This is a genomic window from Actinosynnema sp. NPDC050801 (assembly GCF_040673975.1).
Taxonomy (GTDB): domain Bacteria; phylum Actinomycetota; class Actinomycetes; order Mycobacteriales; family Pseudonocardiaceae; genus Actinosynnema.
Map to the genome: position 1 here is coordinate 129151 of NZ_JBFAQZ010000020.1, position 18453 is coordinate 147603.

Annotated in this window: 18 protein-coding genes and 1 pseudogene; 7 read left to right on the top strand and 12 right to left on the bottom strand. The window is 73.2% G+C overall.

Going from position 1 to position 18453, the window contains the following annotated elements; all coding sequences use genetic code 11:
- Positions 1 to 11 precede the first annotated feature (11 nt).
- The 4 genes and pseudogenes from AB0K14_RS32805 to AB0K14_RS32820 form a co-directional block, all read right to left on the bottom strand.
- Positions 12 to 1004 (bottom strand): hypothetical protein, encoded by a 993-nt coding sequence (locus AB0K14_RS32805; protein ID WP_360452200.1) that lies wholly within the window; start codon positions 1002 to 1004, stop codon positions 12 to 14.
- The gene (locus tag AB0K14_RS32810) at positions 1001 to 1873 is read right to left on the bottom strand and encodes an ABC transporter ATP-binding protein (RefSeq protein ID WP_360452198.1); all 873 of its coding nucleotides are present in this window, start codon (positions 1871 to 1873) and stop codon (positions 1001 to 1003) included. The genes AB0K14_RS32805 and AB0K14_RS32810 overlap by 4 nt, the downstream gene beginning before the upstream one ends.
- Positions 1874 to 2115: 242 nt before the next feature.
- A pseudogene (locus tag AB0K14_RS32815) lies at positions 2116 to 2475 on the bottom strand (GntR family transcriptional regulator); the annotation flags it as partial.
- A 148-nt stretch (positions 2476 to 2623) separates the two neighbouring features.
- Positions 2624 to 3430 (bottom strand): GGDEF domain-containing protein, encoded by an 807-nt coding sequence (locus AB0K14_RS32820; RefSeq protein WP_360452196.1) that lies wholly within the window; start codon positions 3428 to 3430, stop codon positions 2624 to 2626.
- 148 nt (positions 3431 to 3578) lie between these two features.
- Here AB0K14_RS32820 and AB0K14_RS32825 point away from each other — a divergent pair, with 148 nt between their 5' ends.
- The 3 genes from AB0K14_RS32825 to AB0K14_RS32835 are packed head-to-tail and all read left to right on the top strand — an operon-like array spanning position 3579 to position 6979.
- The gene (locus AB0K14_RS32825) at positions 3579 to 5837 is read left to right on the top strand and encodes a sigma-70 family RNA polymerase sigma factor (RefSeq protein WP_360452194.1); all 2259 of its coding nucleotides are present in this window, start codon (positions 3579 to 3581) and stop codon (positions 5835 to 5837) included.
- Positions 5838 to 5872: 35 nt separating this feature from the next.
- Complete coding sequence (locus AB0K14_RS32830; RefSeq protein ID WP_360452497.1) at positions 5873 to 6388, top strand: GtrA family protein; 516 nt, start codon at positions 5873 to 5875, stop codon at positions 6386 to 6388.
- 36 nt (positions 6389 to 6424) lie between these two features.
- On the top strand, positions 6425 to 6979 hold the full coding sequence (locus AB0K14_RS32835) for a GtrA family protein (RefSeq protein WP_360452192.1): 555 nt from the start codon (positions 6425 to 6427) through the stop codon (positions 6977 to 6979).
- A gap of 7 nt (positions 6980 to 6986) precedes the next feature.
- Here the strand turns inward: AB0K14_RS32835 and hisN are convergent, their stop codons facing one another.
- Positions 6987 to 7772, bottom strand: coding sequence for a histidinol-phosphatase (hisN, locus tag AB0K14_RS32840; protein WP_360452190.1), 786 nt, complete (start codon positions 7770 to 7772; stop codon positions 6987 to 6989).
- Between the two features lie 39 nt (positions 7773 to 7811).
- On the opposite strand from hisN, the gene AB0K14_RS32845 reads away from it, so the two are divergent.
- Both AB0K14_RS32845 and AB0K14_RS32850 read left to right on the top strand, forming a co-directional pair.
- The gene (locus AB0K14_RS32845) at positions 7812 to 8477 is read left to right on the top strand and encodes a response regulator transcription factor (RefSeq protein ID WP_360452495.1); all 666 of its coding nucleotides are present in this window, start codon (positions 7812 to 7814) and stop codon (positions 8475 to 8477) included.
- Complete coding sequence (locus AB0K14_RS32850; RefSeq protein ID WP_360452188.1) at positions 8477 to 9751, top strand: ATP-binding protein; 1275 nt, start codon at positions 8477 to 8479, stop codon at positions 9749 to 9751. The genes AB0K14_RS32845 and AB0K14_RS32850 overlap by 1 nt, the downstream gene beginning before the upstream one ends.
- 62 nt (positions 9752 to 9813) lie before the next feature.
- Here the strand turns inward: AB0K14_RS32850 and AB0K14_RS32855 are convergent, their stop codons facing one another.
- From AB0K14_RS32855 to AB0K14_RS32885, 7 genes are all read right to left on the bottom strand, one after another.
- Positions 9814 to 10161: a hypothetical protein gene (locus AB0K14_RS32855; RefSeq protein ID WP_360452186.1), complete on the bottom strand. Its 348-nt coding sequence runs from the start codon at positions 10159 to 10161 to the stop codon at positions 9814 to 9816.
- Entirely contained in the window at positions 10158 to 12971 is a 2814-nt protein-coding gene (locus tag AB0K14_RS32860; RefSeq protein WP_360452184.1) for a TNT domain-containing protein, read from the bottom strand. Before AB0K14_RS32860 ends, AB0K14_RS32855 begins: the two co-directional genes overlap by 4 nt.
- A gap of 14 nt (positions 12972 to 12985) precedes the next feature.
- Positions 12986 to 13294 carry a hypothetical protein gene (locus AB0K14_RS32865; protein ID WP_360452182.1) on the bottom strand — a complete coding sequence of 103 codons (309 nt, stop codon included), beginning with the start codon at positions 13292 to 13294 and terminating at the stop codon, positions 12986 to 12988.
- A complete protein-coding gene (locus AB0K14_RS32870; RefSeq protein WP_360452180.1) occupies positions 13291 to 13785 on the bottom strand; it encodes a YbaB/EbfC family nucleoid-associated protein in 495 nt (164 codons plus the stop codon). The genes AB0K14_RS32865 and AB0K14_RS32870 overlap by 4 nt, the downstream gene beginning before the upstream one ends.
- Positions 13786 to 13886: 101 nt before the next feature.
- The gene (locus AB0K14_RS32875) at positions 13887 to 14816 is read right to left on the bottom strand and encodes a hydroxymethylglutaryl-CoA lyase (RefSeq protein ID WP_360452178.1); all 930 of its coding nucleotides are present in this window, start codon (positions 14814 to 14816) and stop codon (positions 13887 to 13889) included.
- Positions 14803 to 15321, bottom strand: coding sequence for a PH domain-containing protein (locus AB0K14_RS32880; RefSeq protein ID WP_360452176.1), 519 nt, complete (start codon positions 15319 to 15321; stop codon positions 14803 to 14805). The genes AB0K14_RS32875 and AB0K14_RS32880 overlap by 14 nt, the downstream gene beginning before the upstream one ends.
- A gap of 63 nt (positions 15322 to 15384) precedes the next feature.
- Entirely contained in the window at positions 15385 to 16173 is a 789-nt protein-coding gene (locus tag AB0K14_RS32885; protein WP_360452174.1) for a biotin--[acetyl-CoA-carboxylase] ligase, read from the bottom strand.
- Between the two features lie 322 nt (positions 16174 to 16495).
- On the opposite strand from AB0K14_RS32885, the gene AB0K14_RS32890 reads away from it, so the two are divergent.
- Together AB0K14_RS32890 and AB0K14_RS32895 are read left to right on the top strand one after the other, a co-directional pair.
- Positions 16496 to 18127: an acyl-CoA carboxylase subunit beta gene (locus AB0K14_RS32890; protein WP_360452172.1), complete on the top strand. Its 1632-nt coding sequence runs from the start codon at positions 16496 to 16498 to the stop codon at positions 18125 to 18127.
- Entirely contained in the window at positions 18124 to 18336 is a 213-nt protein-coding gene (locus tag AB0K14_RS32895) for an acyl-CoA carboxylase subunit epsilon (RefSeq protein WP_360452170.1), read from the top strand. Before AB0K14_RS32890 ends, AB0K14_RS32895 begins: the two co-directional genes overlap by 4 nt.
- Positions 18337 to 18453 lie beyond the last annotated feature (117 nt).

Consider the following 18453-nt stretch of genomic DNA (forward strand, 5'->3'; position numbering starts at 1 on the left):
GCCCGGTCCCATCAGACCCGACGTGCCCGGCGCACCCACAGGAAGGTCAGCGCGAGCAGTCCGGCGGCGAGCGCGGTGAAGATCGTGGACTCGAACAGCTGGAACGGGACGAGCCGGTCGGCCGGGTGGTGGTCGACGAAGTACCGCACGCCGGTCTCCTTGAGGCACCGCGCGTACTCCCCGATGCCCTGGACCTGGTCGCACGCACTGGGGAACGGGACCTCGTTGCCGGCCCCGTCGACGAAACCGCCGTGCACCGACCAGGTGCCGTCGTGGCCGCTCCAGGGCCGGTCGAACTCGTCGTACTCCTCCACGAAGCGCACGGGTGCCTGGAAGTACGGCCGCCACCCGGCCGCCACGACGGCGCGCACGGCGACGAACAAGCCGACCGTGAGCCCCATGGACAGCACCGTGCGCCGGGTGGTGGCGCTGAACGCCAGGCCGAGGGCGAAGCCGAACGCCGCGTAGCCGACCTGCACCTGCGGCGCCGCCTCGAACGCGGGCACGTCGAACGGCACGAACGGCGCGTAGTCGGTCGTGACGGCGTTGATGCTGTTCATCATGGTGATCAAGGCCAGGCCCAGGCCCGCGGCCAACGCCGCGGCGGGCACGCCGAGCAGCACCACCTTGCCCGCCAGCCAGCGGGTCGCGGTGATGTCCTGCCCCCACGCCACCAGGTGCGTGCGCTGCTCGTGCTCGCGCGACACCAGCGGCGCACCCCAGAACGCCCCGACGACCAGGCCGAACAGCGCCGGCGTCAGCACCAGCACCTGGCCGACGCTCAGGTAGCGCCACCGCCCGAACAGCTCGTGCGTGCGGCCGGTCGCGTCGACGTGCCACGCCATGCCGAGCGCCAGGGCGACGATCCCGACCACGACGAGGGTCGTGCCGAGGATCGTCCACCGGTGCTGCCGCCAGGTCAGCCACGCCAGGTCGCCCCACCCCACGCGGGTGCGCTCGGTCACGGGCGCGGCGGTCGCGACGCCGGTCGTCGTGGCGGTCATGCGCCGAGCCCCTTCCGGGTGGCTTCGAGCTGCGCGAGCACGTAGTCCTCCAACGTCGGTGGGCGCTCGACCCACGGGCCGGCCACCACCGGGCGCGGCTGCCCCTCGGGCAGCCGGACCAGGAACGTCGACTGGGCGCCGGAGTGCCGTGCCTCCACGATGTCGCCCAACGCGGGCGGCACGTCCGAGCGCGGCCCGGTGTAGCTGACGTGCCCGGTGAGCAGCTCGTCCAGGTCACCGCCCGCCAGCAGCCGCCCGTGCGCGAGGAGCAGCAGGTAGTCCGCCACGCCGGACAGCTCCGCCACGATGTGCGTGGACAGCAGCACGGTCATGCCGGTCTCGTCGACCTCGCCGAGCAGTTCGGCGGTCACCTCGCGCCGGGCCAGCGGGTCGAGGTTGGCCAACGGCTCGTCCAGCAGGAGCACGTCCGGCCGGGAACCGATGGCCAGCGCGAACGCCACCTGGGCCTGCTGGCCGCCGGACAGCCTGCCGCAGGCGGAGTCCAGCGGGATCTCGAAGCGCGCCAACCAGCGCCGGGCCCGCGACTCGTCCCACACGACGTTCAGCCGCGCGCCGAGGCGGAGCATGTCGGCCGCGGTGAAGTGCCGGTACACCGGCTTGTCCTGCGACACGAACGCCACCCGGCCCACCGCGCCCGCCGACCCCTCGTCGGCGCCGAGGAGACCGGCCAGCACGGTCATCAACGTCGTCTTGCCGGCGCCGTTCGCGCCGACCAGTGCCGCCACCCGACCCGCGGGCAGGTCGAACGTGCACTCCCGCAACGCCCACCTGCCGCGGTAGCGCTTGCCCAGCGCCTGTGCCCGCACCGCGATCGCGGTGCCGTCGACGGACTCGACCGCGGTGCTCACAGGACCGCCACCCCCTCACCGGCCGTCGGCCGACCGCCGTCACCGTCGGTTGTCGCCCGATTGCCGTCACCATCGGCGGTCGTCCGATTGCCGTCTTCGTCGGCGGTCGTCCGATTGCCGTCTCCGTCGGCGGTCGTCCGATTGCCGTCTCCGTCGGCGGTCGTCCGATTGCCGTCTTCGTCGGCGGTCGTCCGATTGCCGTCTCCGTCGGCGGTCGTCCGATTGCCGTCTTCGTCGGCGGCCAGGACCGAGCGCACGAGCGCGTCGACGTCCTCGTCGTCCAACCCCGCCGCGCGCGCTTCGCGGACCCACTCGGCCAGCCGCGTTCTCAGCGCGGCCATCACCTCGGGCTCGGTGGAGCCGAGGCCGGCCTTGATGAACGTGCCCGAGCCCTGGCGTGCCTCGACCAGGCCGGACATCTCCAGTTCGCGATACGCCTTGAGCACCGTGTTCGCGTTCACACCACTCCTCGCGACGACGTCGCGGACGGTCGGCAGCCGGTCTCCCGGCTCCAGCCAGCCCAGGCGCAACGCTTCCCGCACCTGGCGCACGAGCTGGAGGTAGGCGGGGAGGCCGCTGGACCGGTCGATGCGGAACTCCACCCGGCGCCTCCGGATTGTGTTGGTCAACTAAGACACTAGAAGACCATCACACTCCGGAGGCTGTCAACAGGTGTCGGACGCCGGACAGGGGGTTCGGCGTCCGGGTCTCGGTGCCCGGACTTCACCGCACGGCGGTCGGCGACCGGTCTCAGCGACCGAGCCGCGTCACCAGTGCCAGCGCGTCCTCGCAGGTCGGGGGCATTTCCTCCAGCCAGACCCGAACCGGTCCGGTGGGCGCGACGTGCGGGTCGACGGCGAGCCGGTCCGCGGTGAGCACCTGCAGGTTCGCCACCGCGCGCAGCAGGTGCCGGTCGCGGCGCAGCAGCACGCACGCCACCGCCGGCCCGATCGAGGCCACCGTCTGGCCGGCGTCGAACACCTCCTTCACCGCGTCGGCCAACAGGGTCATCGCCACCACGCGCGACCACCCGGACGTCCGGGACAGGTCGAGCGACACCAGCACCAGCACGTGCTCCTGGCGACCGACGGCCCGCGTCTCCGCGTACACCTCGCGCAGCCTGGTCCGCAGGTACGCCGGCGTGGCCAGGCCGGTCAGCGGGTTGTCCGCCGAGCAGTTCGCGGCCTGCCTGCTCATCACGTCGCCCCAGCCGAGTGCGGTGCACCGCAGCATCCGCGCCGGGACCGCGTCCACGTTCGGCGACACGATCCCGCTCGATCCCGGCGGCTCGGCCAGCACGGCGTGCAGCGCCGCCAGGTCGAGCAACGTCTCGGCCAGCCCGGCGCCCGCCTCGGCACGCGCGCAACCCAGCCGGTACAGCTCGGCGTCCGGATCGCCCTCGCCCAGTACGGCCCGGCAGACGTCGTCCACCTCGGCCAACGGCCAGTCCGCCGGGAACGCCCAGCCGGCGGCTATCGTGGCGGTGCGCCACCTCGACCGCAGTGCCCGCGACCCTCCAGCGCCCGAGCGCCGTGTGACCGCTTCCCGAACACCCACCCGGTTGCCTCCTCGACGTCGGTTCCGGATACGGGACGTTGCCTCGGCTCATCCATGACGGCAGTAAGTCCACCCAGTCGGGCGGTTCTACGTGACGGTGCGCGACCCGGTGCGTCAGACTGGCGCCGCGCGAGGAGGGGACTGACACGTGGCGACCGTTCCTGCCGAAGTCCAGGGACCGAGCGACGCGGAGCTGATCGACTCCGTGCGCGCCGGGGACATCGACGCCTACGGGCAGCTCTACGAACGCCACGTCACCGCCGCGTACAACCTGGCCCGCCAGCTCGCCAGGTCGTCCGCCGAGGCCGACGACCTGGTCTCGGACGCGTTCGCGAAGGTCCTCGACGCGCTGCGCGCGGGCCGCGGGCCCGACACGGCGTTCCGCGCCTACCTGCTCACCGCGCTGCGCCACACCGCCTACGACAAGACCCGGCGGGACCGCAAGCTCGAACTGGCCGACGACGTGGCCGAGGTCGCACCCGAGGCGACGAGCGTGCCGTTCAAGGACACCGCCGTGGCCGGGCTGGAGCGGTCGATGGCGGCGAAGGCGTTCGCCCGGCTGCCCGAGCGCTGGCAGACCGTGCTGTGGCACACCGAGATCGAGGGCCAGTCGCCCGCCGAGGTCGCGCCGCTGCTCGGCCTGACCGCGAACGGCGTGTCCGCCCTGGCCTACCGGGCCCGCGAGGGCCTGAAGCAGGCCTACCTCCAGGTGCACCTGGCGGAGTCGCGGACCGAGCAGTGCCGCGCGACCGTCGACCGGCTCGGCGCGTGGACCCGCGGCGGGTTGTCCAAGCGGGAGACCACGCAGGTCGAGGCCCACCTGGACGAGTGCCCGCACTGCCGCGCGCTGGCCGCCGAGCTGGCCGACGTCAACGGCGCGCTGCGCGGGATCATCGCGCCGCTGGTGCTGGGTGTCGGCGCGTCCGGCTACCTGGCCGCCGCCGGCGCGGGCACCGCCAAGGCCACCGCGGTCGCCGCCGCGGCGGGCACGGGCGGTGCCGCCGGTGCCGCCGCGTCCACGCCGCGCAACCTCCTCGCCACCGCCGCCTCGGCCGCCGCCCTGGTGGTGGCCGTGGCGATCGGCCTGGCGGCCGGCGGTGAGCAGGAGGTGCCCGCCGCGCAGGTCGCACCGGCGACCACCACGCAGCCGGCCCAACCCACCCGATCGCCGGAACCACCGCCGCCCGCGGCGACGACCGAACCCGCCCCCGCACCGACCACGGAACCGGCGCCGACCACCGAGCCCGCACCGACGACCGAGCCGGTGCCGTCGCCGGAGCCACAGCCACAGCCGCAGCCCGGACCAGAGCCCCAACCCGAACCCGAACCGCAGCCCACGCCGCCCAACCTGGTGCCGGTGGTGCCGAGCGGGTTCGTGCTGACCCCCGGCGACGACCCCGTCGACCTGCCGCTCACCGTGCGCAACTCCGGCGAGACGGCCTCGGACCCGGTGAGCGCCGTGCTGGAACTGCCGCCCGGTGTCCGGTCCACCGGACCGGCCCCGTCGTTCGCGGGCGGGCGGCTGGTCGGGCTCGACGGCTCGGCCGACCAGTCCGTGACCTGCCCGGCCGGCACGGGCACGGTGACGTGCACCACCGCGCTGGGCATCGCGCCCGGCGGCACGGCGACGTTCGTGTTCCGCGTCCAGGCCGACCTGGAGGCGATCACCGGCCGGATCACCGGCACCGTCCGCGCGGGCACGTCGAGCGTGTCGATCGGCGTCGACGTCGAGGTGCGGCCCCCGGCCGACGACCTGGAACTGCTGGTCCGCACCTGGCAGCACGGGTTCTGGGAACCGCGGCTGGACATCAACGCCACCAACACCGGTGGCAGGGAGGGCCGGCTGCGGCTGGTCGTGGAGGCCGACCGGCACCTCGTGCTGGTCGCGCTCCGGCACGGCTGCGAGCGGTCGTGGCACAAGGTGGTGTGCGAGGTCCCGTTGGCGCGCGGCGAGTCGTTCCGGCTCGCGGTGTGGGTCTTCGGGTCGGTGCACCGGGACGGCGTGGTGCGGGTCAGCGCGACCCTCGGCACCGCGTCCGAGTCCGTCGAGGTGCCCGTCTCGACGCGCCCCGGCGGTGGCGACGGCCACCTGCCCGGACCGCCGACCGGCACACCGACCCCGACTCCGACCACCACTCGCACCACGCCGCCGACGACCACCACCCGGCCGACCCCGACGACGACCACCGAGCCGTCCGGTCCGGCGACGCCCTCCTCGCCGGCGACGGATCCGGCCGGGCAACCGGGCACGTCCGAACCACCGCCCACCACGGCGCCGACCAAGACCGAGCCGCCACCGACGACGACACCGCCACCACCGCGCAGCGAGCCGTGCCGGCCCAGACCGCCGTGGTTGCCGCCGTTGCTGGACGACCTGCTGCCCGATCGTTGTCGCACCCCTTCGTGATCGTTCGATCACGCTGTCGGTAGCCTGCCCCGGTGCTGCCACTAGTGCGCAGGGTCTTGGGCCTCCTTCCGGAACCCGTCCGCTTCCTGATCAACAAGCACCGCGAGCTGATCCGGTTCGCCGCCGTCGGCGGCACGACGTTCGTGATCGACAACGGTGTCTGGTACGCGCTGAAGCTGACCGTCCTGCAGGACAAGGTCGTCACGGCGAAGGCCATCGCGGTGCTGGTGGCGGTCATCTCGTCGTACGTGCTGAGCCGCGAGTGGTCCTTCCACACCCGCGGCGGGCGTGAGCGACACCACGAGGCGGCACTGTTCTTCCTGGTCAGCGGCATCGGCATCGGCGTGAACCTGTTGCCGCTCTACGTCTCGCGGCACGTGTTCGACCTGCACTCGGAGGTCGCCGACTTCGCCGCGGGCTCGGTGATCGGCATGCTCCTGGCCACCGGTTTCAAGTTCTGGGCGATGCGGAAGTTCGTGTTCCCCCAGGCGGACGCGCGGCCGTCCGTGCAGCCGCTGCACGTCGTCACCGAGCAGCGCGAAGTCGCCTGAACAGGCCTTTCACCCCGCTTTCCGTAGACTGCCCGGGTGTCCGTTGTCGAAAGCGTCGTCCTGCGCCTGCCCGAACCCCTGCGCTCGCTCGCCCTCAAGCACAGGGAGCTGCTGAAGTTCGCCTTGGTCGGCGGCACCTGCTTCGTGATCGACACGGCCATCTTCATCGGCCTCAAGACGACCGTGCTGACCGAGAAACCGGTCACCGCGAAGATCGTCGCGACGCTGGTGGCGACGATCGTGTCGTACGTGCTCAACCGCGAGTGGTCGTTCAAGACCAGGGGCGGGCGTGAACGCCACCACGAGGCGGCGCTGTTCTTCCTCGTCAACGGCATCGGCATCGCGCTCAACTCGCTGCCGCTGGGGGTCTCGCGGTACCTGCTGGACTTCCAGGAGCCGCACGTGAGCAGGCTCGGCGAGGAGTTCGCCGACTTCATCAGCGCCCAGATCATCGGCACCCTGATCGCCATGGCGTTCCGCTGGTGGGGCTACAAGAAGTGGGTCTTCCCCGAGGCCGACTTCCGGCCGCGCCGCGTGACCAGGGCCTACGACCGCCCGGACGACGACGAGCAGGCGCTCGGCCACTCCTGACCGGCGTTCAGCGGCCCTCGGCGAGCACCTCCAGCGCCGCGTCGTGCAGGTGCCCGTTGCTGGTGAGCACGTGGCCGCCGTCGAAGCGCTCCGCGCCGCCGAGGTCGCTGAACCGGCCACCGGCCTCGGTCACCAGCACCTGGAACGGCGCCACGTCCCACGGGTTCACGATCGGCTCGGCGGCCAGGTCGATCGCACCCTCCGCGACCAGGCAGTGCTGCCAGAAGTCGCCGAACGCCCGGTTCTCCCAGCACGCGTCGACCAGCGCCAGGTAGGCCTCGCGGGAGTGGTACTCGCCCCACGTGCCCAGGTGCGTGGTGGACAGGTAGGCATCGGACAGGTCCCGCACCGCCGACACCGAGATGGCCCGCTCGCCCGACGCGTCCGAGGTGTGCGCGCCGCCGCCCGCCGAAGCCCACCAACGACGGCCCAAGGCGGGCGCGCTGACCACGCCGACCACCGGCACGCCGTCCGCCACCAGCGCGATCAGCGTCGCCCACACGGGCACGCCGCGCAGGAAGTTCTTCGTGCCGTCGATCGGGTCGAGCACCCACGTCCGGCCTTCGCCCGCCGTGCCGCCGCGCTCCTCGCCCGCGATCCGGTCGTCCGGGGTCCGCGTCGCCAGCACCGCGCGGATCGCGTCCTCGACCGCCACGTCCGCGTCCGTCACCGGCGTGCGGTCGGGTTTGCGCTCCACCACGAGGTCGAGGGCGCGGAACCGCGCGGTGGTGATCTTGTCGGCCTCGTCGGCCAGGTGGAGGGCCAGGGACAGATCTGCGCGAAGGTCGGGCACGCACGGGATCGTGCCACGCCTACGCTGGGTGGTGTGAGCGTGGTCTTGTTGGCCGAGGACGACCCGGCGATCGCCGAACCGCTGTCCCGCGCGTTGCAGCGGGAGGGCTACCAGGTGCAGGTCGTCGCGGACGGCCCGGGTGCGCTGGACGCCGCCGAGCACAACGGCATCGACCTGCTGGTGCTCGACCTCGGCCTGCCCGGGATGGACGGGCTGGAGGTGTGCCGCCGGCTGCGCGCCGGCGGGCGCGGCCTGCCGGTGCTGATGCTCACCGCGCGGTCCGACGAGGTCGACTTCGTCGTCGGGCTCGACGCGGGCGCGGACGACTACGTGGCCAAGCCGTTCCGGCTGGCCGAGCTGATGGCCCGCATCCGCGCCCTGCTGCGCCGCCGCTCGCCCGGCACGCTGGAGGTCAACGGCGTGCGCATGGACCTCGCCGCCCGCCGCGTCACGGTGGACGGGATGGAGGTGCAGCTGGCCAACAAGGAGTTCGAGCTGCTGCGCGTGCTGATCCAACGCGCGGGCCAGGTCGTGCACCGCGACGAGATCCTGTCCGAGGTCTGGAACGACCCGGAGCTCAAGAGCAGCAAGACCCTCGACATGCACATGTCGTGGCTGCGGCGGAAGCTCGGTGACGTGCGCTCGGTGGAACGCCGCATCGCGACCGTGCGCGGTGTCGGTTTCCGCTTCAACACCGCCGACTGATGCGCAGCCGGATCCTGCGCGCCATCCTGCTGGCCGTCGCGGTCACCGGGTTCGCGCTCGGCATCCCCCTCGGCTACACCGCGTTGCGGCTCGTGGAGGACGGTGCGCGCACCGACCTGGCGGCGCGGGCCCAGCGGATCGCGGCGTCCATCGACGACCAGATCGCGAGCGGCCGGCCGATAGACCTCGGGCCGGTCGAGGTCGGCGTGCCGGAGGGCGGCCACCTGGTGGTGACGTCGTCCAGCGGGGTGCACGAGTTCGGCCGGACGCCCGGCCCGAACCCGTTGTCGGTGGAGGTGCCGATCGCGCAGCAGGGCACCGTGCGGCTGGAGCTGTCGTCGGCGGCCATGCACACCGCGCAGTACCAGGTGGCGGGGCTGGTGGTGCTGCTGGTCGTGCTGTCGGTGAGCACCGGCACGGTGGTCGCCACGGTGACGGCGCGCAAGCTCGCCAAACCGTTGCGGCACGTGGCGGCTCGTGCGGCCCGGCTGGGCGCGGGTGACTTCCGGCGCGACGACCGGCGGCACGGCGTGCCGGAACTGGACCTCGTGGCGGAGGCGCTGGACCGGTCGGCGGGCGCGCTGGCGCAGCTCGTGCAGCGGGAGCGCGAACTGGTCGGCGACGTCTCACACCAGCTGCGCAGCAGGCTGACCGCCTTGCAGCTGCGGCTGGAGGCGTTGTCGTTGCACCCGGAGCCGGACATGGCCGTCGAGGCGCGGGCCGCGCTGGAGCAGGCCGAGCGGCTGGCGGAGGTGCTCAACGAGATGCTGGCCGCGGCACGGGCCGCCCGGGCGGTCGACGCGGAACCGCTCGACCTCGGCGCCGAGTTGACGGCCATCGCCGAGGAGTGGCGTGAACCGCTGCGCCGCGTCGGACGCGCACTGCGGGTCCGGGTGCCGGACGGTCTGCTGGCGCGTGCCACGCCCGCACGGCTGCGCGAGGCGATCGGCGTGCTGCTGGACAACGCCTTGCGGCACGGTGAGGGTCAGGTCGTGGTCTCCGCGCGCCGTGACGACGGCACGGTGGTCGTGGAGGTCGCCGACGGCGGGGCGGGCGTGCCGGACGAGTTGGCGCACCACATCTTCGAACGCGGTGTGTCCGGCGGCGGGTCCACCGGTGTGGGCCTGGCGCTGGCCCGCGCCCTGGTCGACGCCGACGGCGGGCGGCTGGAGCTGTCCACGGCCCGGCCCGCGACGTTCGCGCTGTTCCTGCCCGTGCCGAAGGCCGAGGACGTGGTGGGCGTGACCTGGCGGACCGACCTCACGCCTCGCTAGTCGCCGCCTCCGGCCGGCTCCGGGCCGCGCGTCTCCGGCCGGGGGGCTGCGGACCGCGTGGCCTAGGCGTGCGTGGTCCCGGCCGGCGTGGTCTCGGCCGGCGTCGTCTTGGGCTGGGTGGTCTCGTGCTGGGTGGTCTCGTGCTGGGAGGTCTCGTGCTGGGGCAGCACGCCGACCGCCCCGCGCACCACCTGCGCCCACACCAGCCGACCGAACAGGTAGTGGCAGGCGACGTCCTCGCTGGTGAACGCAGCCCAGTCGTACCGGTTGCCCTGCTCGCGCCAGAAGACCTCGAAGCCCTCCTCGGTCGGCAGCAGGCACCACGTGTTGTCCGCCTCCGCGCCGATCGACACGACCTCCGCGGGCACGCCGACCGCCAGCAGCCAACCCTGGATCGACTCCGCGTTCATGCCATCTCCTCCAGGTAGCCCAGCGCGATCAGGTCGGCGACCGGGTAGGTGGCCCGGAAGCGGACGCCGCCACCGGGCTGGCCGAACCACTCGGCGGACAGGGTGAACCACACCGGCAGGACCTGCACCACCCGGTAGCGGTGGTAGCCCGCGTCCACCAGCGCGGGTGGCAACGAGCGCTCGGCGTAGGCGGTGCCGAGCTGGGACAGCACCCGGCCCTCCGGTCCACCGAACCGGTCGAGCTCGACGCCGACCGCGAGCACACCGGCCTGGCCCGCCTCGTAACCGCCCTCGGGGAACAGCTCGCCGGGCGGCCAGGCGTACTCGGGCGGGTCGGCGCGGACCAGGAACCGGCGGTCCCAGTCGCGCTCGTGCATCCCCGCGAGCGGGTCGTAGCCGTCCAGCAGCACCGGATCCGGCGCGGCACCCGGCCTGAGGACCAGGCGCGGCCGGTTGCCCGCGGGCACCGGGTCCGTCGACACCGGACCGGTCGGCTCCTCGCCGGAGAGCCGCGACCGCAGCCCGTCCGGGCCCCCGGCGCGCAGGTCGAGGCCGAACCGGGCGGAGGCGTCCACCAGGTGGCCGTCCGGGTGTGCCTGCGGTTCGAAGCGCAGGCCACCGGCGAACGTCTCGTCCTCCGACGGCGCCGGCAGCTGGCGGGCGGGCTTCGCGCTGGGCGGCGGCAGCGTGCCGCCGGGGAACATGTGCAGCAGGAACAACGCGGCCGCTTCGGTGGTCGGCTGCGCGGTCTGCGCGGCCTTGACCCGGGGCGCGGGCGTGGTGTCGTCCGGCTCGGTCGGCAGGATCGCCGACGTGGGGCCGGCCTGGAGCGGCAAGCCGATGGCGTCACGACCGCCGACCGGGACGGGGACGATCGCGAATGCGAGGTCGCCCTCCTTGACCTGCTGCCCGATCGCGGCCAGGGCGTCCTTGATGTCCTTCGCCTGGACGTCGCCCTTGGGCTGGCCCTCCGGCTTGGGCTGGCCCTCCGCCTTGGCGGCGGCCTCGCCCTTGGCCTGGCCCGCGCCCGCGTCCTTGGCCTGACCGCCCTGCCCCTGACCCTGACCTTGACCCGACTGGCCCTGACCCGACTGCGTGGAACCCGACTGGCCCGCGCCGGACTGCACCGAACCGGACTGCGCCGAACCCGGCTGGCCCGTCGGCGTCTGGCCCGTCGGCGTCTGGCCCGTCGGCGTCTGGCCGGGTTGGGGCTGCGCTTGCGCCGCACGTGCCTCGGCCTTCGGCGCCGCCGGCTGACCGGACTGCTGGCCCGGCGCCTGGGTGTTCGCGGCGTTGGCGGCGGCATTGGCCGCGGCGGCCGAGCCCGGTGCCACCGCCGACGTCGGAGCCGCCGCGGGCCCGCCACCGACGGACGGGCCGCCGAACGCCGGACCCTGCGGCGTGGCCTGGTTCGCGGCCGGGGCCGCGGGTTGGGCGGTGGCGTGCGGTGCTTCGGTGTGCGCCAACAGCGGACGCTCCATGACCGCCGCCGCGGCGGACTGGGTGACCGTGCCCTCCGGGCGGGTGACGGACTCCACGACCTGGGTCGCGGCGCCCGGGACCGCACCGCCGAGCACCGGGTTCAGCACGTCGCCGACCACGTTGCCCAGCCCTGGCGGAGTGCCGCCGCGACCGGGCGCGTTGCCGTGGCCGGGCGCCTGGTCCGGTCCGCGATCCGGTCCCTGTCCCAGGCCATGGCCCGGTCCCTGGCCCGGTCCCTGGCCCTGGCCCTGTCCGGGCGTCACCGCGTCGGCCACGCCGGTGGCGACGTCCGCCGCGCCCTGGACGGTGCGGCCGACCGTGTCGTCCACCACGCCGCCGACGTTCTCGACGACCTCGCCCGCCCTGTCCAGCACGGGTTCGACCACGGCCGCGACCGGTGGAGCGACCGCGCCGACCGTCTCCACGACGGGCTGCACGACCGCGCCCACCGTGTCGGTCACCCCGCCGAGCAGACCACCGACCAAACCGGGCGCCTGCCCACCGCCAGGAGCAGCACCGGGCGCAGCGCCAGGAGCAGCACCACCGGGAGCAGCACCGCCACCGGACGGGCCACCGCCACCCTCGGACCCTCCGGGCAGCACACCGCCGGGCAGCACACCGCCGGGCAGCACACCGTCGAGCAGACCGCCGCCCTGACCGCCACCGAGCAGACCGCCGCCGCCGAGCAGGCCACCGCCCTGCGGCTGACCGCCACCAGCCGGCTGACCGCCACCGTGCGACGAGCCGGAACCCTGACCCGGCCCGGCGTCACCGGGCGCGTGCACGCCGGGGTTGGCGTTGACCGGGGGCTGCTGGCCGCCGATCTGCACGCCGCTGTCCAACCGCACCGCGCTGGACAAGGTGTCGGTCAGGTGGGCGACGTTCGCCGCCGCACCGCGCACCGCCGTCTCCAGCCCGAGCAACGCCGTCGGGTGCCCGGCGTTCGCGGCCTGCTGGGCCGCGTCGTTGTTCTTCGCCAGGTTGACCAGCTCGCGCACCAGCTCGACCTTGGCCGCGCCGACCTGCTCGGCCGCGTGGTCCAACCGGTCGGCCGCCGCGTTGCAGCCGCGCACCACGGAGTTCAGCGTGCCGTCCGGCGCGGTGAACTTGTTCCAGTGGCCACGCGCCGCCTCACCGGTCGGCCCGGACATGGCGGCCAACGCCTTGCCCGCCGCACCGTCGGACTCGCCCGCCAACGTGGACAGCTTCACGCCCGCGTCCCGCCAGGCGGTCGCGGAGGCGCGCAACTTGTCCTCGTCGGCCTGGGGCCACGACACCCCGGCCTTCGCGGCGACGTCGGCCAGTTCGGCCGGCAGCTCGATCCCCATCACGGCCCCCTGAGTCAGATCGCGCCGAGCGCGTTGCGGTTGCCCTCTTCGACTTCGCGGTAGGTGCGGGCCGTCTCGGCGAAGCGCTGCCCGACGCCGCCGAACCCACCGCTCAACCCGGTCAACCCGCTCAACGCCTCGCCCGACGGCTGCACGTGGCTCGACGCGAAGCTCTGCCCGATCGCGTCACCGCCCCAGCACGCGCCGAGCGAGTCGAGCACGCCGCCGAGCTCGCCCGCGATCTTCCCGGCCCGCTCGGCGAACGCGGTGAAGTCGTCGGCCCCCTCGGCGAGGCGGGCGAGGTCGGTCTGGAAGCCGTTCATCTCGTTCTCCTCGCCGCGGTCCTCGGAACCGTCTCGTCGACGTTGGTCATCCACTCGCGCTGTTCGAGGTCGTCGTCGTCATCGACGGCCCGGCGGCGGCGCGGCGGCCCGGCCTGCTCGGCGTCGTCCGGCCGGATCTCGTCCGGTCGGAGGTCGGCGGTGCCGCGCAACAACGCTTCGGGGTCCGTGCCGGCGGGCAGCACCGGGCTCAACGTCCGGTAGGCGCCCTCGGCGGCACTGGCCACCGCCTCCTGCGTCGTGCGCAGGATCAACTGGGCGAGCTGCGGCGGCCGCAACCGGTACGCGCCGTCACCCAGCTCCAGGTCGGTGAGCGTGCCCTTGGCGTCGACCACGGCGGTCACCGAGCCGTCGGGGCTGGTGGCGGATCCGGAGACCCTGGCCAGGTCGCGCTGCACGGACGCCAGCTGGTCGCGGCTGCGCCGGTAGTCGGCGAGCAGCTCGTCCACCTGGGCGCGGTGATCGGTCGTCACGGCCACCTCCGGTCTTCGCCGTCGCCGGGCATGGTCGTCGGTAGCGCGTTGGACGTTACGACCCCTGCTCCGGTTCCCGCACGTTCCAGGGAAATCCCGCACTACCCCCGCAGTGCCCGGACCACGCGCGACGGGCTCGGCCGGCCCAGCCGCTCCGCCATCCACGCGCTGGTGTCGGCGAGCTTGTCCAGGTCGACGCCGTGGCCGACACCCAGCCCGTCGAGCATCCACACCAGGTCCTCGGTGGCCAGGTTGCCGGTCGCCGACTCCGCGTACGGGCAACCGCCCAGCCCGCCCGCCGACGAGTCGACCGTCCGCACGCCCGCCTGCAACGCGGCCAACGTGTTCGCCAACGCCTGCCCGTAGGTGTCGTGGAAGTGCACCGCGAGCCGGTCGACGTCGTCGAAACCGGCCAGCAGCGCGGTCACCTGGCCCGGCGTGGCCACGCCGATCGTGTCGCCGAGCGACAGCTGGTCGCAGCCCATGTCCAACAACCGCTTGCCCACGCCGACCACCTGGTCGCGCGGCACGGCGCCCTCCCACGGGTCGCCGAAGCACATCGACACGTACCCGCGGACCGCCAGCCCCTCGGCCTTGGCGCGCGACACGACCGCGTCGAACATGGCGAACTGCTCGTCCAACGACCGGTTGAGGTTGCGTCGCGCGAAGGTCTCGGTGGCGCTGGCGAAGATCGCGACGTGCTCGACGCCGGCCCGCAGCGCCCGCTCCAGCCCCCGCTCGTTGGGCACCAGCACCGGGTAGCTCACGCCGGGGCGCTTGACCAGGCCGGCCAGCAGCTCCTCGGCGTCGGCCAACTGCGGCACCCACTTCGGGTGCACGAAACTCGTGGCCTCCAGCACCGTGCCGCCCGCGTCGGCCAGCCGGTCCAGGAACTCCAGCTTGGTGTCGACCGACACCACCTCGGACTCGTTCTGCAGGCCGTCCCGCGGCCCGACCTCCCAGATCGTCACGCGGTCCGGCAGACCGTCCGCGCCGACCGTGTCCGGCAGACCGACTTCACGCGCGCCCATCTGTGACCCTGTCCTCCGTCCGCTGGTCCGGGGTGGTGCCCCCGTAGACCATCGACTGCACCTTCTCCACGTCCGGGATGTCGTCGAACTCCCACGGCTCGTCCGACGCCGACTCGATGATCAGCGTGCCGCAGCCGAACAGCCGGTCCACCAGGTTGCGCTCGAAGCTGACGCCGTCGATGCGGTCGAGCCGGATGTCCAGGCCGGTGCGCTTGAACACGCCGATCCGGTACATCACCCGCTCGTTGGTGACGATGAAGTGCGTGGTGCGCCAGCGGAGCACCGGCGCCAGGGTCAACCAGGCGACCAGCACCACGACGACCGCGGCGAGCACCGTCCAGGCGATCGACGCCCAGCCGAAGTCCGCCACCTGCACCGCGAGGTAGGCGCCGCCACCGACCGCGACGACCAGCGCGAGCACGGGGACCACCAGCGTCTTCCAGTGCGGGTGCCGGTGGGTCACGACGTGCTCGCCGGTGCTGAGCAGGTCGTCCGGATAGGCCACGACGGGTCCCTTTCGGTGGCTGGGCTCGCCTCGAAGCAGCGCCGGCCCTCTGGGGGCCCGGCCTCACCGTACCCGCAGGTGCACCACGTCCCCGGCGGAAACGGTGTGGTCGGCGCCCTGGTGGTCGCGCACCACCAGCGTGCCGTCGGGCTCCAGGTAGCGGGCCGTGCCGAGCAGCGGTTCGCCCCGGGCCAGGTCCACCCGCACCTGGCTGCCGAGCGTGACGCAGTACCGGCGGTACTCGTCGCGCAACGACGGCTCGTCACCGCCGGCGTGCCGCCACTGCCGCTCCAGCTCGGCCAACTCGCGCAGCAGCGTGACCGCCACCTCGGTGCGGTCCAGCGGACCGGCGTGGTCCTCCAGGCTCGTCGGCCGGAGCCCGCCCGCGCCGGGCTCGACGTCGTCGGGCAGCTTCGCCACGTTGAGCCCGATGCCGACGATCACGGCCTGGGCCACGCCCGCGGTGATCTCGGCCAGCACGCCCGCCGCCTTGGCACCACCGATCAAGAGGTCGTTCGGCCACTTCAGGGACGCCTCGACGCCGAGGCCGCGCGCCGTGCGGACCAGCGCCACGCCCGCGAGCAGCGTCAACCACGGCAGCCGCGCCGGGGCCACCCCGGACGGGCGGAACAGCACGCTGAGGTAGAGGCCTCCCTCGGGCGACGTCCAACCCCGCCCGCGTCGTCCCTGGCCCGCGGTCTGCCGCTCGGCGATGAGGACGGTCCGGTCGTGCGCGCCGCTTTCGGCCGCGCCACGCAGGTCGTCGTTGGTGGAACCGGTCTCGGCGACCACGTCGAGCGCCGCGTAGGGGCCGATGAGCTGGTCGCGGAGTGCGGCGGTGTCGAGGATCACGCTCGCCAGACTAGGAGCGACCCGCCCCACCCGCTTCGTCGGAGCGGTGTGGATGGTGGGGCGGATCGCGTGCCCCCAGCCTGCAACCTCCACCGCACTGGAGGTCAACACCTTCGGAATCGAGCCGACCACCCGCGACACTCCACCCCCACCCGTGACCCATTTCACGCCTTTCCCGAGGTCGCGTCGGTCATCCGTGACCCATTTCCCGGCGATCACGCCCTTCGACCGCCGGGAAATGGGTCACGGATGACCGACGCCCAGGCGACCGAGCCCGCGACGCCGGAGGCGGCGCAATCCCACACCGTTAAGCTGCCGCGCTATGAGCAGTGCGACCGCCGCCGACGGCGAGGAGCCGGACGTCCACACCACGGCCGGGAAGCTGGCCGACCTCTACCGGCGCAACGAGGAGGCCGTGCACGCAGGCTCCGCGCGCATGGTGGAGAAGCAGCACGCCAAGGGCAAGAAAACGGCCCGCGAGCGCATCGAGCTGCTGCTCGACCCCGGCTCGTTCGTCGAGCTGGACGAGCTGGCGCGGCACCGCTCGACGAACTTCGGGCAGGAGCGCAACCGGCCCTACGGCGACGGCGTGGTGACCGGCTACGGCACCGTCGACGGCCGGCCCGTGTGCGTGTTCAGCCAGGACGTCACGGTCTTCGGCGGCTCGCTCGGCGAGGTCTACGGCGAGAAGATCGTCAAGGTCATGGAACTGGCGATCAAGACCGGTCGGCCGATCGTCGGCATCAACGAGGGCGGCGGCGCGCGCATCCAGGAGGGTGTCGTCTCGCTCGGCCTCTACGGCGAGATCTTCCGCCGCAACGTCGCCGCGTCCGGCGTCGTGCCGCAGATCTCGCTGATCATGGGCGCGAACGCGGGCGGCCACGTCTACTCGCCCGCGTTGACCGACTTCGTGGTCATGGTCGACCAGACCTCGCACATGTTCATCACCGGCCCGGACGTGATCAAGACCGTCACGGGCGAGGACGTCGGCTTCGAGGAGCTGGGCGGCGGGCGCACGCACAACACCAAGTCGGGCAACGCGCACTACCTCGGCGACAACGAGGAGGACGCCATCTCCTACGTCAAGGAGCTGCTGTCCTTCCTGCCCGCGAACAACATGTCCGAGCCGCCCGTCTTCGACGCGCCGGACGACCTGGTTCACGGCTCGGTCGAGGACTCGATCACCGACTCCGACCGCGAGCTCGACACCCTGATCCCGGACTCGGCGAACCAGCCCTACGACATGCACGAGGTCATCACCCGCGTGCTGGACGAGGGCGAGTTCCTGGAGGTCCAGCCGCTGTTCGCGCCGAACATCCTGGTCGGCTTCGGCCGGGTGGACGGCCACTCGGTCGGCGTGGTGGCCAACCAGCCGACCCAGTTCGCCGGTTGCCTGGACATCGACGCCTCGGAGAAGGCGGCGCGGTTCGTGCGCACCTGCGACGCGTTCAACATCCCGGTGCTGACCTTCGTGGACGTGCCCGGCTTCCTGCCCGGCACCGACCAGGAGTGGAACGGCATCATCCGGCGCGGCGCGAAGCTGATCTACGCCTACGCCGAGGCGACCGTGCCGCTGGTCACCGTGATCACCCGGAAGGCCTACGGCGGCGCGTACGACGTGATGGGGTCCAAGCACCTGGGCGCGGACATCAACCTGGCGTGGCCGACGGCGCAGATCGCGGTCATGGGCGCGCAGGGCGCGGCGAACATCGTGCACCGCAAGACGTTGGCCAACGCGGTCGCCGCGGGCGAGGACGTCGACGCGCTTCGGGCCCGTTTGCAGCAAGAGTACGAAGACACCCTCTGCAACCCTTACGTCGCGGCGGAACGCGGCTATGTTGACAGTGTGATCCCTCCCTCTTTCACGCGCTCCTACGTCGCCCGGGCGCTGGCGATGCTGCGGGACAAGCGCGAAGCGCTGCCGCCCAAGAAGCACGGGAACATCCCGCTGTGAGCGGGGCACCGCACCTCCGGGTGGTGCGCGGCAACCCGGACGACGTCGAGCTGGCCGCGGTCGCGGCGGTCGTGGTCGGCCTGGCCGCGGCCGGCGGTCCCACGGGCGACGAACCGCGCCGCTCGGCCTGGTCGGACAAGTCCAGGCAGGTCAGGCGCCCACTGCCACACGGTCCGGGCGCCTGGCGAACCTCCAGCCTGCCCGGCTGAGTTGGATGGCCGCTGCTCCGCACCGGCGAGGTCGCGTCGGTCGTTCGCGTCCTCATTCCCCGGCGATCACGCTCTTCGATCGTCGGGGACTGATGGGGCGAACGGCAGCGGCGTCCC

What these genes read in the sequence shown, in the direction of transcription:
- AB0K14_RS32805 (WP_360452200.1), bottom strand. Translation starts at nt 1,004, where the DNA reads ATGACCGCCACGACGACCGGCGTCGCGACCGCCGCGCCCGTGACCGAG.
- AB0K14_RS32850 (WP_360452188.1), top strand. Translation starts at nt 8,477, where the DNA reads ATGCGCAGCCGGATCCTGCGCGCCATCCTGCTGGCCGTCGCGGTCACC.
- AB0K14_RS32855 (WP_360452186.1), bottom strand. Translation starts at nt 10,161, where the DNA reads ATGAACGCGGAGTCGATCCAGGGTTGGCTGCTGGCGGTCGGCGTGCCC.
- AB0K14_RS32860 (WP_360452184.1), bottom strand. Translation starts at nt 12,971, where the DNA reads ATGGGGATCGAGCTGCCGGCCGAACTGGCCGACGTCGCCGCGAAGGCC.
- AB0K14_RS32865 (WP_360452182.1), bottom strand. Translation starts at nt 13,294, where the DNA reads ATGAACGGCTTCCAGACCGACCTCGCCCGCCTCGCCGAGGGGGCCGAC.
- AB0K14_RS32875 (WP_360452178.1), bottom strand. Translation starts at nt 14,816, where the DNA reads ATGGGCGCGCGTGAAGTCGGTCTGCCGGACACGGTCGGCGCGGACGGT.
- AB0K14_RS32890 (WP_360452172.1), top strand. Translation starts at nt 16,496, where the DNA reads ATGAGCAGTGCGACCGCCGCCGACGGCGAGGAGCCGGACGTCCACACC.